Source organism: Bacillus sp. RO2 (assembly GCF_012911845.1).
Lineage (GTDB): Bacteria > Bacillota > Bacilli > Bacillales > Bacillaceae_I > Sutcliffiella_A.
The window spans coordinates 89,926-106,612 of record NZ_JAAXCU010000054.1; the positions used below are offsets into that span (position 1 = coordinate 89,926).

General features: G+C 41.6%; 13 protein-coding genes. 3 read left to right on the top strand and 10 right to left on the bottom strand.

The features are described 5' to 3' along the window. Positions 1-392: 392 nt before the first annotated feature. Positions 393-569, bottom strand: coding sequence for a hypothetical protein (locus tag HF078_RS18480; protein ID WP_060665182.1), 177 nt, complete (start codon positions 567-569; stop codon positions 393-395). A gap of 132 nt (positions 570-701) precedes the next feature. Here HF078_RS18480 and HF078_RS18485 point away from each other — a divergent pair, with 132 nt between their 5' ends. Continuing rightward, positions 702-2,477: an N-acetylmuramoyl-L-alanine amidase family protein gene (locus HF078_RS18485; protein WP_169292463.1), complete on the top strand. Its 1,776-nt coding sequence runs from the start codon at positions 702-704 to the stop codon at positions 2,475-2,477. A gap of 265 nt (positions 2,478-2,742) precedes the next feature. Here HF078_RS18485 and dtd read toward each other — a convergent pair whose 3' ends face one another. From dtd to HF078_RS18525, 8 genes are all read right to left on the bottom strand, one after another. Further along, entirely contained in the window at positions 2,743-3,183 is a 441-nt protein-coding gene (gene dtd / locus HF078_RS18490; protein ID WP_169292464.1) for a D-aminoacyl-tRNA deacylase, read from the bottom strand. Between the two features lie 20 nt (positions 3,184-3,203). Next, positions 3,204-5,402, bottom strand: a complete 2,199-nt coding sequence (locus HF078_RS18495) for a RelA/SpoT family protein (protein WP_169292465.1) — start codon at positions 5,400-5,402, stop codon at positions 3,204-3,206. Positions 5,403-5,785: 383 nt separating this feature from the next. Then, complete coding sequence (locus HF078_RS18500) at positions 5,786-6,298, bottom strand: adenine phosphoribosyltransferase (RefSeq protein WP_169292466.1); 513 nt, start codon at positions 6,296-6,298, stop codon at positions 5,786-5,788. Between the two features lie 14 nt (positions 6,299-6,312). Continuing rightward, complete coding sequence (gene recJ / locus HF078_RS18505; RefSeq protein WP_169292467.1) at positions 6,313-8,658, bottom strand: single-stranded-DNA-specific exonuclease RecJ; 2,346 nt, start codon at positions 8,656-8,658, stop codon at positions 6,313-6,315. 538 nt (positions 8,659-9,196) lie between these two features. Next, the gene (locus HF078_RS18510) at positions 9,197-9,517 is read right to left on the bottom strand and encodes a LapA family protein (protein WP_169292468.1); all 321 of its coding nucleotides are present in this window, start codon (positions 9,515-9,517) and stop codon (positions 9,197-9,199) included. Positions 9,518-9,538: 21 nt separating this feature from the next. Next, positions 9,539-10,429: a cation diffusion facilitator family transporter gene (locus tag HF078_RS18515; protein ID WP_169292469.1), complete on the bottom strand. Its 891-nt coding sequence runs from the start codon at positions 10,427-10,429 to the stop codon at positions 9,539-9,541. 116 nt (positions 10,430-10,545) lie between these two features. Then, positions 10,546-12,795, bottom strand: a complete 2,250-nt coding sequence (gene secDF / locus HF078_RS18520) for a protein translocase subunit SecDF (protein ID WP_169292470.1) — start codon at positions 12,793-12,795, stop codon at positions 10,546-10,548. Between the two features lie 177 nt (positions 12,796-12,972). Further along, entirely contained in the window at positions 12,973-13,254 is a 282-nt protein-coding gene (locus tag HF078_RS18525) for a post-transcriptional regulator (RefSeq protein ID WP_169292471.1), read from the bottom strand. Between the two features lie 167 nt (positions 13,255-13,421). On the opposite strand from HF078_RS18525, the gene spoVB reads away from it, so the two are divergent. Further along, positions 13,422-14,978, top strand: a complete 1,557-nt coding sequence (spoVB, locus tag HF078_RS18530; RefSeq protein WP_169292472.1) for a stage V sporulation protein B — start codon at positions 13,422-13,424, stop codon at positions 14,976-14,978. 54 nt (positions 14,979-15,032) lie between these two features. Here the strand turns inward: spoVB and HF078_RS18535 are convergent, their stop codons facing one another. Then, the gene (locus HF078_RS18535) at positions 15,033-15,695 is read right to left on the bottom strand and encodes a DUF421 domain-containing protein (protein ID WP_169292473.1); all 663 of its coding nucleotides are present in this window, start codon (positions 15,693-15,695) and stop codon (positions 15,033-15,035) included. 132 nt (positions 15,696-15,827) lie between these two features. On the opposite strand from HF078_RS18535, the gene HF078_RS18540 reads away from it, so the two are divergent. Then, on the top strand, positions 15,828-16,217 hold the full coding sequence (locus tag HF078_RS18540) for a TIGR04086 family membrane protein (RefSeq protein WP_169292474.1): 390 nt from the start codon (positions 15,828-15,830) through the stop codon (positions 16,215-16,217). Positions 16,218-16,687 lie beyond the last annotated feature (470 nt).

The following is a 16,687-nucleotide window of genomic DNA, read 5'->3' on the forward strand; positions in this document are numbered from 1 at the left end:
ATGTCCCGTGGTGCCACCCTAATTGAAGTAGTTTGTAGGCTCAGCATAGCATATTGATAAAGAATTAAGATGCTATGTGCCTATGGTTACTTCCACTCAAGCAGTTAACGCCTGCAACGTCCATCTCCTAATAGAGCACTTTAAAGGTCTGCCGCTTTAGTTTAACGGAAAAAACCTGACATAATGCTTTTTCAGAGCGGATCCTACGGAGTGTTCATTCATTAGGTCATCAAGGGGAAATGCTTTCAGCCCAGGGCATTTCTTCTCTTTCCATGTGGTTCCCAACTACTGTTCTCCATCATCGGTATCTTGTATTTTAGTCCATTAACGCGACTAGTTGTTATGTAAGATACTAGCTAGTATATATACTTTCAAATCAAATTGTCAAGGCTTTATTGAATTCGGTTCAATTGTTTTTTTAACGACTTAACATCGCGCATCGTAATACCGAACTCTGAAGCCAGTTCCACGTATGTGGAATCTTTCTCTTTTTCAATGAAATCATGAAAGCTTACCCCAAAAACATCTCTACTTCCATATGCACGATTATGTTTTTCACTAAATTTCATCTTTTTACGCTCCTTTTTTGCTACACTAGTATTTATCCTGTCCCTTTTTTGCATGTTTCTTTCAAAAATAGCAGGAATTTTTTTCACTTTTGTAGAAAAAGACGTTTGAACGATAAATGAGGAGGACGAAATTTGGGTCACAAAGTACATATTTTTCTTATTGCACTTTTATTATTTTCTACCATCTTTTCTTTTTTGGACCCTTCCGATGTGCAAGCAAATAGAACGGTCGTAGTGGCAACCGATGTATTAAATGTGAGGGAAACACCGGATGCAAATGCTACTATCATTTCCAAAGTACAACGTGGGGAATCTTACCCTGTTGTGGAGAGCCAAGGAGAATGGCTGAAGATTCAAATCACTTCATCAAAAACCGGATGGGTGGCATCCTACCTTGTAACGGAAAGCAGTGAGGGCGCTCGCTCCACTGCATCAAGATCAAGCGATGAGGCCAATGTACAAATCCTGACCGATGACCTTCGCGTCCGATCAGGTCCAGGTACAAATTTTTCTGTAGTCGGTTTCCTACATGCAAACGCAACTTCGGTGCAGTACCTTGAGGAAAATGAAAACTGGGTAAAAGTTCATTCCGATGGAGTAGAAGGTTGGGTGGCAAAAGAATTTGTAACAATTCTTGCTAAAAAGAAGAAAGAACAACAGGCCGAAACACCTGAAGAAACAGAAGAAACAGGAGGGCAAAGTGCCACAATCACAACAGACGGTTTGAACATTAGGAGTGAACCTTCGACCCAAAGCGAAGTGCTTGGCTCTTTATCAAGTGGTCAACAGGTAGAGGTACTGGCCATTCGTGGAGATTGGTTGAATATCTCATACAACGGGACGGTAGGCTGGATACATAGTGATTACGCGAACATCATAAAATCCCCTTCTAGCACACAAAATTCAGGTACTCCAAAAGTGGAAGCAACCATTAAAGTTGCCGGCCTTAATGTAAGAAATGAGCCCACTCTTAACGGTAAAGTGTTGGAGCAACTTCCAGAAGGTACAACTGTCATGATCATCAGTGAGAGAAATAACTGGTGTGAAATAGAATATGACAATGGGAAGACAGGGTGGATTGCTGGTTGGTTTCTAGAAAAAAGCGGTGTTTCATCACCGCCTTCATCTACAAGCAGCGACGGAACCATTGTAATCGTTGATGACGCCACCAATATTAGAAGTGCGCCTTCCACCGACTCCAAAGTGATATTGCGAGCTGACGAAGGAGAAGAATTCTCTATAGTAGGATTGGAAGACAACTGGTATAAAATAAAGCTGCAAGACGGATCGGAAGGCTATGTTGCTGGGTGGATTGTGGCAACCAAAGGAAACGCCACCAGCGTAAAAAGAGCTGGTGCTGAACAATATTTATCCAATAAGGTCATAGTTATCGATCCTGGTCACGGGGGACGAGATGTGGGAGCAATCGGTGTACAAGGAACGTTTGAGAAGGATCTAACACTTCGAACTTCTCTTCTTTTACAAGACAAACTGAAAGCGGCAGGCGCCACAGTATATATGACTAGAATGTCCGATACATCGGTCCCATTGCAATCTAGACCGCAAATGGCAAACTATCATGGCGCAGACGTCTTTTTGAGCCTCCATTATGATAGTATTGATGATACAAGCGTGACCGGAACCACTACTTACTATTATGGCACTACAGATAAGGATTTGGCGGATAGTGTACATTCCTCGCTTGTTCAATTTACAAATTTACGAGACAGAGAAGTACGCCAAGAAAACTACCTTGTTTTGAGGGAAAGCATGCAACCTTCCCTTCTTTTAGAACTTGGGTATATCAGTAACCGCGGAGAGGAAATTACTATCCTTTCAGGTGATTTCCAAGAAAGGGCATCCACTGCTATCTATCAGGGATTGGCTCAATATTTTAGAGGGAATTAACTAGTTATAAAGATAGAATGAAAGAGGACCTTTGAAGTTAAAGGTCCTCTTTTTTGTTATTAAGACTATTTGAAGGTCTATTGTAACTTTTATGTAGGTTATTGTGACTTTTAAAGCTGCTATTATAACTTTTTCATAGCTTTTAGTGACTTTTACAGCAGTTTTTGTGATAATGGTACAATTTTACTACCAACTCCCCCGCAATTCCACAAAAAAAAGCCGGACACACCCCACTATAAAAAGGCATGAACCCAGCTTCCAACTATTATTTACTTTCCACAATCAACGTAACTGGTCCGTCATTGACAAAATCTACGTCCATCATGGCGCCGAACCTACCAGTCTCCACCGTCACACCTTTGCCGCGCAACTCCTCGTTAAACGCTTCATAAATGGTTTCTGCATGATCAGGCCTTGCAGCGTCCATGAAATTAGGACGTCGCCCCTTCCGACAGTCACCATATAAGGTGAATTGAGAAACGGACAGTATCTGACCCTTCACATCAAGTAAGGAAAGGTTCATTTTATCCTGTTCATCTTCAAAAATACGGAGGTTTGCCACTTTTTCGGCAACATAGGCCGCATCCTCCGTAGTATCCTCATGTGTCACACCAACGAGTAGCATTAATCCACGATCGATTTTTCCCACTACATCGCCGGACACACGTACTTCCGCTCTTTTTGCTCTTTGTAAAACAACCCTCATACTAACAAAACCTCACTAACTTACTGCATTATTCTTCGAACAGCATAAATATCGGAAATCTGTTTGATTCGCTCCACCACTTTATGCAAATGGTTGATATTATGAATCGCAATAGCCATATGGATGGTTGCCATTTTATTTCGATCGGAACGGCCGGAAACTGCCGTAATATCGGTCTTCGTTTCGTTAACCGCCTGCAACACTTCATTTAACAAGCCACGGCGATCGTAGCCTGTGATTTCAATTTCTACATTGTACTCGCGGTTGTCTTTCACATCGCTTTCCCAGTCAACATCGATAAGGCGGTCATTGGTACCTTCCGCTTCAACGTTTGCGCAATCTGCACGGTGAACGGACACACCACGGCCTCTTGTGATGAAACCTACAATCTCATCCCCAGGGACAGGATTACAGCACTTAGAAAGGCGTACAAGCAAGCTGTCAATCCCTTGTACGACCACACCTGCGTCTTTGCGCTTTTTGACTGGAGCTGTTTTCTTTTTCTCGGCATTTTCCGTGATATCTGTAATTTGTTGTTCTTTATCACGCTGACGACGCTGTTTTTCAGTCAAACGGTTTGCCACCTGGAGAGCGGTAATTCCGTTATAGCCGACTGCGGCAAACATATCATCTGCTGTCATAAAGTTAAACTTTTCCGAAACACGGTTAATGTTTTCGGCATTCAGAATCTCCTTCAGGTCAAAATCCATTGCCTTGATTTCTTTTTCAACAAGGTCACGGCCTTTTTCCACATTTTCCTCACGGCGCTGTTTCTTGAAGAACTGACGGATTCTATTTTTCGCCTGGGAAGTTTGAGCAAGCTTTAACCAGTCCTGGCTTGGACCATAAGAATGCTTGGACGTCAGGATCTCAATGATGTCACCAGTTTTCAATTTATAATCCAACGTCACCATTTTCCCGTTCACTTTCGCCCCAATCGTCTTGTTTCCAATTTCCGAGTGAATACGATAAGAGAAATCAATTGGCACAGATCCGCTAGGAAGCTCAATGACATCCCCTTTCGGTGTAAAAACGAACACCATATCAGAGAACAGATCAATTTTTAAAGACTCCATGAATTCTTCTGCATTCGTGGCATCATTTTGCCACTCGAGAATTTCACGGAACCATGTTAATTTTTCCTCAAAAGATGCACGGTCGTCAGCTTCTTTGTCCTCTTTATACGCCCAGTGCGCGGCGATCCCGTATTCTGCAATCTGGTGCATATCACTCGTGCGGATTTGCACTTCCAAAGGATCTCCCTTTGGACCAATGACGGTTGTATGAAGCGATTGATACATATTCGGTTTTGGCATGGCAATATAGTCTTTAAAGCGACCAGGCATCGGTTTCCAGCATGTGTGAATAATTCCAAGGACAGCATAACAGTCCTTAATGCTGTTCACAATGATTCGCACAGCTAATAGATCGTAAATCTCGCTAAACTGCTTGTTCTGTTTAGCCATTTTACGATAGATACTATAAATATGCTTAGGACGACCGGAAAGCTCCGCAGTGATTTCCACTTCTTCAAGACGGTCGTTTACTTCATTCATAACCTCAGAAATATACTGCTCACGCTCTGCACGCTTGCGTTTCATCAGGTTAACGATTCGATAGTATTGTTGTGGGTTCAGATAACGAAGTGCGGTATCCTCAAGTTCCCACTTAATTTTACTAATTCCCAAACGGTGGGCAAGCGGTGCAAAAATTTCAAGGGTTTCGTTTGAGATCCGTCGTTGCTTTTCTTGCGGAAGGTGCTTCAATGTCCTCATATTATGAAGACGGTCTGCAAGCTTAATCAAAATCACTCGGATATCTTGAGCCATCGCTACAAACATTTTCCGATGATTTTCCGCTTGTTGCTCTTCCTGAGACTTGTACTTAATTTTCCCAAGCTTTGTCACGCCGTCCACAAGCATTGCCACTTCAGCATTAAAGGCTTCCTTGATCTCCTCCAAGGTAACGGACGTATCTTCGACGACATCGTGAAGAAACCCAGCCGCAATGGTAGATGGATCTAGATCAAGGTCCACAAGGATTCCTGCGACCTGTATGGGATGTATAATATAAGGCTCACCAGATTTTCGATACTGTTCTGCATGAGCGTTTTTCGCAAACTCATACGCTCTCTCTAAAAAGGCAATATCCTCACCCTTTAGATAGCGTCTCGCATTATCTATCACCTGGTCTGCAGTTAACACTTGCTCATTTGCCATATTTCTACTCACCTTTTTGACTTCTTTTTTTATTTTCACTAAATAAATTCTATTAAAAAAGCGCAAGCGCCCATTGTAATCATCTTAATTTTTCTTACCATTATGGACAGATTTCTTTCGTTCTTTACTTGAATTGAACAAAAAAGTATATTGTTTTTATTATCGTGAAATTTTATGTAGATGTAAAGAGATTATGAGGGAAAAATAAAGATTTGTCGACAGATTTTTCAGGAATTGGTGTAAAAAATATACTTTTCTAATAAAAGCGGTCTTTTTTCCTATCTTTTCATTTTATTAATGAGAGTAGAAAATAGTACTAGGCCGTTATCATCATATATGAAAAAAACTAGAGCAATTCGATTGCCCTAGTCATTTAATAGAGATTAGTATTTCATTAAAGTAAGAATATCGAATCCGTCTAGTTTGTTGCGTCCATCCAAGTAGGATAGCTCGATAAGGAATGCAATACCGGCAACTACTCCGCCAAGCTCTTCAACAAGCTTGATCGTCGCTTCAATTGTACCGCCTGTTGCAAGCAAATCATCTGTAATCAATACGCGTTGACCCGGCTTGATCGCATCTTTATGGATAGTCAGGACATCTTTGCCGTACTCTAATCCATATTCTACACGTGCTACTTCACGAGGAAGTTTCCCTTCTTTACGAACCGGTGCAAAGCCAACTCCTAGAGAATACGCTACCGGACAACCAATGATAAATCCACGTGCTTCCGGTCCAACAATTAAATCTACTTCTTTATCACGAGCATATTCGACGATTTGGTCTGTTGCATAACGGTATGCATCACCATTGTCCATTAACGTTGTAATATCCTTGAACTGTATACCAGGTTTTGGCCAATCAGGAACGATTGTTACGAATTTCTTTAAATCCATCTTCTATTTTCCTCCTATGAATGAACAGTGCATTGCTTGGTTAGATGCTGATCAAACCACGCTTTCAATTGTTTATATGATGAGTATAAAAACAAGTTTTCAAGCATCACTTGCTGTTGCTTTTTACGATAAGTTGGAGACTCTTCAAAGTCCCGTTTTTTCGCTGCATGGTTTAATGCGATAAAACCCTTGTCTATTGTAACAAATTCTAAGTCAAAAAACACCTGTGATATGAAATCCACTGTTTCTTTTGACCAGCCGCGGTGCTTGGCTATATCTTCAGCATGCTTCCTCAGGTCAAAAGATCCTTTTTTTGCAAGTAATGCGTAGAACCATTTAAAGTGCTCTCTTGTCGGAATCGTTGAGAAAAAATGATTCTCCTTTTGATAGAAGGAGGCATAGATGCGGTCAGGTGTACTGTTGTGTAATAAATGGGACAGGTGCGTTTCTTCAGATGGGATATCCAAAATGACAACGTACTTTCCTGTCAAATCTACATTGGCATCCTCTGTAACCATACTTGCATAAGGACGTAATTCGGTGTGCAGATTTATTTCTTCCAAAGTATTTTCATTAAAATATAGGATGTGGAGTTTCGTTTTATCTATTCCATTTAATGTTTGATTTAACTGTTTAATGGAACGGATATCGAAAAGCTGCCAATCTGTCACTCTTATATCTTTCAGGAAAAGTTGAGGCTTGCGGAAATTGTTCCACTCATTGATAGAGAGTTCTCCTAATACGTCAAGGGATGCTCCAGGGGACACGTGATGATAGGTTTCTCCAAAGCCAAAGCCAACGCAATCCAGGGAACTTCCTTCCTGTTCAATGACCAGTTTGAGATGGTTGCTCTTGTTTCCAATCTGGCGAATCTGCTGAGGCAAGACATCTTTAACCAGCACTTTCGGTTTCGGATTGGCCACTCCGAATGGAGAAAGCATTTCCAACTGCTCGATTGTGCCCAGTGTAACCTCTTCCACCTTGCACTCAATATCCACTTCTGTAATGGGAGTAAAATCTTCCATTGTCAGGATTTCTAACGCCTTTTGATTCATTCTTTGTCTAAGTTCTACTACATCTTCTATTTTTAACGTCATCCCCGCCGCCATTGGATGACCACCAAAATGAGGCAGAATATCCCGGCATTCCGAAAGATTTTCAAAAAGATCAAAGCCGGCAATGGAACGGGCAGATCCTTTTGCCAACCCTTTATCCTCATCAAGGCTCAACACAATAGTCGGTCTGTAAAAGCGATCTACCAGACGGGATGCGACAATTCCAATTACTCCTGCATTCCAGTTGTTCCCCTCTACTATAATGAAACCATTATCTTCAGGCGGGTATTTCTCTTCCACTTGTTGGATGGCTTCTTCTGTAATTTGGGTCACAATTTGCTGTCTCTCTTTGTTGTAACTTTCCATTTCCTCTGCAAGCATTTTAGCTTCTTCTGGATCATTTGTCATAAGGAGATGAACCGCCGGGTCTGCATTATCCAGTCTTCCTACCGCATTAATTCGCGGTCCGATAGAGAACCCTACCGTCTCTTCTGTTACCGTATGCAATTCTACTCCGCATTTTTGCAAAAGTGCTTTCAGTCCGACACGTGTAGTCTGTTGCATCTTTTTAATTCCTTTAGAGGCAAGCAATCTGTTCTCCCCAACTAATGGGACCAAGTCTGCGATGGTACCAATAGCAGCCACATCCAGCAGGTGCTCCGGGTTTTTACCTAGAAGTGCATGCGCTACCTTGTAGGCAACACCAACACCAGCGAGGTCATCAAATGGATAGGAGCAGGTTTCTTTTTTAGGATGAATGATAGCAAAAGCATCAGGCAATTCTGGTCCCGGCTCATGGTGATCGGTGATAATCAAATCCAAGCCTAGTTCTTTCGCCACTTTTGCCTCATAAAGGGCAGAGATTCCTGTGTCGACTGTAATAATGACAGAATATCCGTTTTCCTTTGCTTGTTTGAAGGCATTTTCATTTGGTCCATATCCTTCTGTAAAACGGTTGGGGATATAAAAATCTACCAGCGCGCCAACTTCACGAAGCGCAGTAACCATGACGGTCGTGCTGCTGACTCCATCTGCATCATAGTCACCAAACACAAGGATTTTCTCCTCATTTGCAATCGCTTGATTTACTCTTTCCACAAGCTCGTCCATATCCTCCATTAAAAAAGGATCATGAAAATCTTGATCATTTGTATATAAAAATTCTTTTGCTGCATCTATTGTATCAAACCCTCTGTTCACCAAAAGGGAAGCAATAAGAGGGGCAATATTTAAAGACTGTGCTAATTGATCAACTTGTTCCGTTCTTGATTGATTTATATTCCACCTAGATTTAGAAGCTAACAAACTAATTCCTCCCTTAGCCTAATTAATTATACAAGAGAGTTGTTGTTGCTTCAATGGGTCTACAAAGGGTACCTGACCCAAAAAACCAACAACCTATGTAACTTACCACACACACTGCTGGGGTCTGGTACCGCACTTAAGCTCTTAAGGACTATTTCTCAAATTTTTTTTACTGCCTTTGAGCAAATGTCCGAAGTTTTCTCAAAGTTGACCTAAGATTTCGGAAAGTTGTCCAATGATTCCGCATAAATGTCCAAAGATTTTAAAAAATTGACCGAACCAAAATTTCAAATGGCCGAACCACTAGCATTCTTGACCGAACCTCCCCATTCAAATGGCCGAAGATCCCAAAATCTCAGCAATTTTTGACCGAACAAAGAACATAATTGTCCGAACCATTTTTCCACAACAAAAAAAGGCGTATTTTTTAAAAAAACACACCTTTTTTGCACCCTAAAGGTACCTGACCCCAAAAACAAACACTTAAGAATCTTTCCAACCCAATGCTGGGGTCTGGTACCGCAAAAAAAACTAAAAACTAACGTGACCTGCGTCTCTCCCCAACTGTCTCCACCGTATTTTCTTTGTCTGTTACCGGCTTAGAAGATACCGGTTTTTCCACCGATGTCCCGGCATGCTTCTGCTGCATCCGTCTTTTCACCATAACCACCTGGTAAATCCCGATAGACCCAGCGATAACAATACCCATCAAAGTTGAGAACAATATAACCAACACAAGCGGCCATTCCGCTGTCCCGAATAAATAGTTCACCTCAACCGGTGCAACATTTAATACCGCAAAAATGGCAACAACGATGGTGAAAAGTACTCCTGCTAATAGATACCATTGCGTTTTCATCTAAATCTCCCCCTATATCTCTTATTCAGAGTATGGATTAATATGCACAAACACATCTTGAACTTCTTTATTTTCAATGAGTTTTGCCTTCACGTTTTTACCTATTTTATGACCATCTTCCACAGTAATGTATGGGTCCACGGAAATTTTTAAATCAATAATGACATAGTGGCCATGTTCCCGTGCATGCAGACTGTCAATTTTCATAACTCCGGGTACAGTTAGGACAACATCTCTAAACTCTTCCGTGTCTTCCTCATGCATGACATGGTCCATTGTATTGTGTATGGATTCCGAACCAAGCTGCCAAGAAATCCTGATAATCATGAGAGCTACTACAATTCCTGCAACAGGATCGAGATATACTAACCAATCAACTCCGATGTAACCTCCTAATACGGCTCCGCCAATTCCTATTAAAGCTGCGATGGAGGAAAAGACATCCGATCGATGTTCATAGGCATTGACAATGATGGCATCGCTCTTTATTCTTTTTCCCAAGTTGTACTTATATCGAAACATAATTTCTTTTACGATGATGGAAAAGACAACTACGTATATGGCAAGAGCTTTGGGTGCCTTAATCGGTTCGAAGAATGCCTGAAAAGATGATTTACCAATTTCAAACCCGACAATCAATAAAAGGACCGCCACAATTATTGCAGCAATATTTTCTGCTTTCCCATGACCATATGGATGATCTTCATCAGGGGGCTGCTTTGCTGCCCTCAAACCTATGTATACAGCCAACGACCCTGCAACATCAGATGCTGAATGAACAGCGTCTGCAACGAGCGCTCGACTGTTAGCGACAATCCCGGCCCAAGCTTTCAATGCAGCTAATACAACGTTCCCGACTACCCCGACCAATGCTGCAAACTCGGCTTTTTTAAACCGCTCATTATGTTCCATAACGTACACCCCTTTGCATTCTCTTTTTCTATTGTACCCGAAATAACTTATCCTTCTCAAAAAATTAAGAAACAAAAATGCCACAGCACCTTAAACAGGCACTGTGACAGTAACAATTATACTTCTGGCTCTGGGTCTTCTACAGGAGCCTTCTTTGGTTTACTGATTTGTTTATATTTCCAGTTCATCCACAACTGTGCTGCAATAAATAGGGAAGAATACGTACCAACTATCAACCCTACCAACAGTGCAATGGAGAAATTAGTAATCGATTCACTGCCGAAAATAAGCAAGGCGATGACTGCGATAACTACAGTCCCAACCGTATTTAAGGATCTGACAAAAGTTTGCTGTAAGCTTTTGTTCACAATTTCTTTTAAGTCATCATATGTTTTAACCCGCTTTTTCTTTTTCAGATTTTCACGGATCCGGTCAAACGTAACAATTGTGTCATTGATAGAGTAACCAACAATCGTCAACAAGGCCGCAATGAAGGTAATATCTACTTCAAGCCTTGTTAAGCTGAAGAACGCAACGATAAAAAACGCGTCATGGAACAATGCCACGATGGCAGCAAGTGCGAACATCCATTCAAATCGGATGGTTACATAGATGATGATTCCCACGGCAGCTATCAGAATAGCAAAGAAGGCATTCCTTGCTAGTTCTTGTCCTACAGTAGGAGAGACAGTACTAACACTTGGCTCCGAGCCATACTTATTCTGGACATACTCTTTCACTTCGGCTATCTCAGTCTGTGAAAAATCATCTACATATCTTGCAACGGCAATTTCATTATTATTTCCTGCAAGTACCACATCTTTCGGCTTCAAACCAATGGAAGTTAATTCTTCTGTAATACCTTCGGCTGTCAGGCTTGTCTCACTTAAGATTTCCACCCTTGTTCCGGCTGCAAAATCAATACCAAGGTTCAAGCGGAAAACTGCAAGAACAATGATTCCTACAACCACCAAACCACCTGAGACCATAAAGAATTTTTTGCGATGCTTTAAGAAATCCCAATTTTCAAATCTGTTCGGAGGCTCTGTGTTTTCATCTGTCATATTGATATCAAGGATATCCTCTTTTTTCACACCGAATAAATGTGGCTTATTATTCATGAACCTACTGTTTACCCATAGTCCAAGTAAAAGTCTTGATCCGAAAACAGCTGTAATAAAGCTCAACAGGATACTGACAATTAACATGGTAGCAAAGCCTTTAACCGAACTAGTTCCGTAAACAAACATGACTCCAGCTGCTAGAAGAGTAGTCAGGTTGGCATCTAGAATGGTTGAAAATGAGTTTCTGCTTCCTGCACGGAAAGCTGACATAGCAGATCTGCCAAGCTTTAGTTCTTCTTTTATACGTTCATAGGTAATGATATTGGCATCGACGGCCATACCAACCCCAAGTATCAACGCTGCAATACCCGGCAAGGTAAGAACCCCGTTCATCAATTCGAATACAAGTAGAATTAAGAAAATATACGTACTCAACGTTACAACCGCTACCAAGCCTGGCAAACGGTAATAGACAAGCATGAAAATCAGGATGGCACTAATCCCAATAATCCCTGCTAGTACTGTTTTCTGAAGAGCTGTTTCTCCAAATTTAGCTCCAACCGACGTGGAATAAATCTCTTCCAGCTCTACAGGTAAAGAACCAGCATTAAGAAGTTCTGCTAACTCCTTAGCAGATTCAATGGAGAAGTTCCCCGTAATCTGTACGTTCGTGTCATTAAATACACGATCTACACCGGCAGCAGAAAGATATTTTGGGTCTTCTTTTCCAGCTTCCGCTTCATAGGAGTCCACACCTTCTTCAAAATCCAACCAGATAACCATTAGATTTTGTCCGATACCCATATCTTTTACCTGACGGGTAACGTCTGCAAATTGTGAAGCAGAACGAAGCGTCAGTGCAACACTTGGTGCATTATTTTGGTCAAAGGACTGACTTGCTCCACCCTCTGCCAAAGCTGAACCATCCATGAGTAGCTTGTCATTAACATCACGGAAGGTTAACTTCGCTTCAGTGGATAAAAGTTCCCTTGCCTTGGACTGGTCTTCCACTCCGGCAAGCTGGACACGGATACGGTCATCGCCTTCAATTTGGATGTTTGGTTCACTAACACCCAAAACGTTGACACGTTTATTCAATGCACTGACCGTACTTACTAGTAAATCACGATCCACTTCACTGTTTTCATTGATAGGTTTTACTTTATAAAGGACCTCAAAGCCCCCTTGGAGATCAAGACCAAGTTTAATATCTTTTGTAATTGGGTTCGTAAACACTCCAATAGTACTTCCAATCAAAATTAGAAGTAAAAAGAATGCTACGATCCGTCCTCTTTTGACCATGCGTGAAAAATCCTCCTTCTGCACTTACAATCGATGAAATAACTTCCGTTTTATGGACACTAGGGCTTCAATTATGTTTCAAGAATAATTATGTAAAATGTCTTATAAAAGCCGTTTCAATGCCATCATGTACCATTATGATTCATCCATTAATGCCTGTCAATTTTTGCTGAAAATTTAATCTTTTTGCGAAGTAAAATAGTTTGGAGCTTTGTACGCTTCAATGGTGATGTAGCTCATGTAATCGGTGACCGATAAGCTGTACACATCATTGACTAGTTCAAACAGCCTTTTGGTTTCGGGACGCTTCCATTTCTTTTTTGTCAAGCATTCCCACAATTCATCTTCTGAAACGGTGTCATAACCGAAAAGCTGAAATTCCTCCAGCTTGCTTTGCAGTATTGGCCCCAGGTCGTACCGGAAAAGGTCATAAGCATGTTCATTGGTTTCCTTTTTCATTGTTCATTGAACCCCCATTCAATTCACTCTTTGATTGTAATGCTTATTTCTGAAAACCCTCTTTCCCTCTAACTATCACCTTGATAATACTTGTCATGCTTGGCCCACTCTTGTGCATATAGATAATTGTATATGATAAGTCAGTAATTGAGAAGGCAGGGAATGGGATGACAAAGCAAACATTTTTAAGAGGGACCTTGATTTTAATAATTGCCGGATTGATTACAAGGGTTTTAGGTTTTGTCAACCGGATCGTAGTAGCAAGGTTTATCGGAGAAGAAGGCGTGGGACTGTATATGATGGCGGTTCCTACACTTGTACTTACCATAACTATTACCCAACTTGGCTTGCCTGTTGCCATTTCAAAATTGGTCGCAGAAGCAGAAGCCCAAGGGAATCACCGGAAGATCAAAAAGATTTTGGTCGTATCCCTTGCCACGACTGGAGCACTCAGCATTGTCTTCACTCCCGCCATGATTCTCCTCGCTCCATACTTATCCAATCATTTATTTACAGACCCAAGAACCTATTACCCATTGATGGCTATTGCCCCTGTTGTTCCGATTATTGCCATCTCATCTGTCCTTCGAGGCTATTTCCAAGGTAGGCAGAATATGAAACCATCCGCCATTTCACAAGTCATTGAACAGGTGGTCCGGATTTCTTTAGTTGCCGCTTGTACAAAAGCATTGCTTCCATACGGAATTGAATATGCAGCAGCAGGCGCCATGCTTTCCGCAGTTGTAGGAGAACTGATGTCCTTGTTGTATATGCTTTTTGTTTTCAAAAATAAAAAATCCTTCCGTTTGCGTCGAAAGTTTTTTAATTATGTTGGTGAAGGAAAAGAAACCTTCCGTGACTTGATGCGTATAGCCCTTCCTACAACAGGAAGCCGGATGATTGGATCTGTTGCATGGTTTTTTGAACCAATTGTCGTTGCACAAAGCTTGGCTATTGCCGGTGTCGCTACAGCTATGGCTACCAAACAGTACGGGGAACTAGTCGGTTTTGCCCTTCCGTTGATGATGTTACCTTCCTTTATTACTTATTCCTTATCAACGGCGCTCGTTCCTGCCATTAGTGAAGCGGCAGCTAAAAAAAACAGCATCCTTATCGAGCATCGCCTTCAACAAGCATTGAGGCTTTCCTTTGTGACAGGCGGACTTGCGGTGGTACTTCTCTTCGTTTATGCGGATCCTATCATGTTATTGATGTATGGCAGTAGCAAAGCAGCTATTTATATAAAAGTGATGGCCCCATTCTTTTTATTCTATTATTTTCAAGGGCCTCTGCAGGCCACATTACAGGCATTGGACCTTGCAAAAGCAGCCATGATCAACAGTTTCATTGGTGCGGCGGTGAAAACAGCTGTTATCTTTGTTTTGGCGAGTAAGCCTGCTTTTGGGATCATGGGGGCCGCACTTGGTATTGTCATCGGAATGATGCTTGTCACCTTATTGCATATGGCAACCATTATGAAAGCTCTAAACTACTCTCTTTATATCCGTGATTATGTAAAGAGCTTCATTACCATGGGGATTTGCGTAATCGCAGGAATGTGGATGGTCGACCATTTTATGCTTGGCTTTGGCGTGGGACAACGGAGTGGTTTGATGATACTCCTAACATGTCTTTTGTATTTGGTTCTTTTATTGGCATTAGGATTAGTAAAAAGAGAAGAGCTTGCAAGACTGCCATTCTTGAAAAAGTGGCTTGCAAGGTAAGGAATATACAATTTTGAGGGTGTCTGGATTTTATTTCTGGACACCCCATTTGAATTATTCATCAATTAAATCAATAAAAAACACTCCGTTATCGTAGCTACAGTAGGAAATTTTTTGGACATCTTTGTATCCAAGCGATCTGAGTTGTTGTCTAAGCCAAAGATTCGTTCTACCTATATTTTGTAAATGTTCTTCTTGGATGACTCCATCCATAATCAGGGGCAGGTTCATGGAGTCTTCTTCTCCTGCCAAGGACCCCTCTTCCTTCTTTTTTTCAAATACCGATAGTTTCCCCGAATGTTCAAGAATGGCAAACTCAACATCAGCTACATTTTTCACATTCTTCTCTCTGAGCTGAACAAGGAGGTCATCAAAGTTATATCTTTGTTTCTTCATGGCTTTTTCATCAATCTTGCCGTTATTGATAATTACACTGGGTTTTCCGTCAATCAGATCTCTGACTCGTTCGCTTTTAAGCGATACAAAGGCGAGCATAATCTGTATACCCATTAACAAGAACATGGGAAGCAACGAATGGATTAGTGGGTCTTTCGGATTTTCAATTGCCATGACAGCCATTTCCGCAATCATGATAAACACGACCAAGTCCAAGACACTCAATTCTCCTATTTCTCTCTTTCCCATCACACGGAAGATGAAAACGATAAGGAAATATAGAAAAATGGTTCTTGCAATGATCAATATGTATTCTTCCATCACATCCACTCCCCTTGAAAATAGACAATAGTATCTGTAGTTTCCACCCAAAAAATATTTATATTCTATAATGACTCTCTGGTGAATATGCTTGTATTACTTAGCATGTACTATGAAAGGAGAAAAGTGCGCATGGAATCAAAACGACTTGGTTTAGCTATCATGTATGGCTTGATTACCGTTTTTATGTTGGCAATTGTCATTAGTTTTATATTTTCTTTACTTTTGCGGTTCACCTCGCTTCAAGAGACTAGCGTGGCATGGATTATTGTGACTTTATCATTTATTACGCTATTTATTGGTGGGTTTATTTCAGGTGGGAGAGGAAAAGAAAAAGGGTGGCTGCTTGGCGGAGCAACAGGTGGTGCCTACACGCTTGTCATTTTTCTCTTTCAGTATTTAGGGAATGATTCCTTGTTTACCATGCAGCAAATGCTGTTTCACCTTGGCTTTATCGGGATAGCCGCTCTTGGGGGTATTATCGGAGTGAACATCAGCGGTGGACACACATCAAAGGCCTAGTAAGTAAAACCGGGCGATAACCGCCCGGTCCTTTTTTAGTTGCTTGGTTATTCACCGCTGTTGATTTCCGCAAATGGCTCCGCTTTCCTAGGGGCACTGCTGGAGCCTCCTCGGCTTCGCCTGTGGGGTCTCCACCTAGCGCTCTCTCCCTCAGGAGTCTCCGCCTTTTGCTCCAATCAACAGCTATAGATTACTAGAACCATACGTTAGTGTTCTTAAAGATAACTCAGGTAAATACTCTCCCTCCTTCACCCCCTAATTAAATGCAGTCGCCAAGTTGATTGAAGTGGAAGGCGCGTAGACGCCCGCGGGAGGAAGGGACAGGTGAGACCCCGCAGGCTGCAAGTACTCTGCACCCCTATTGTTGGACACACCATCTAACAATAGGAGGTGTAGTCCAAATGACTATATTCACCAAGGAGGAAAAACTCCTTGCCGCAAGACGTTACTTGGATGATTTATATAGTTAC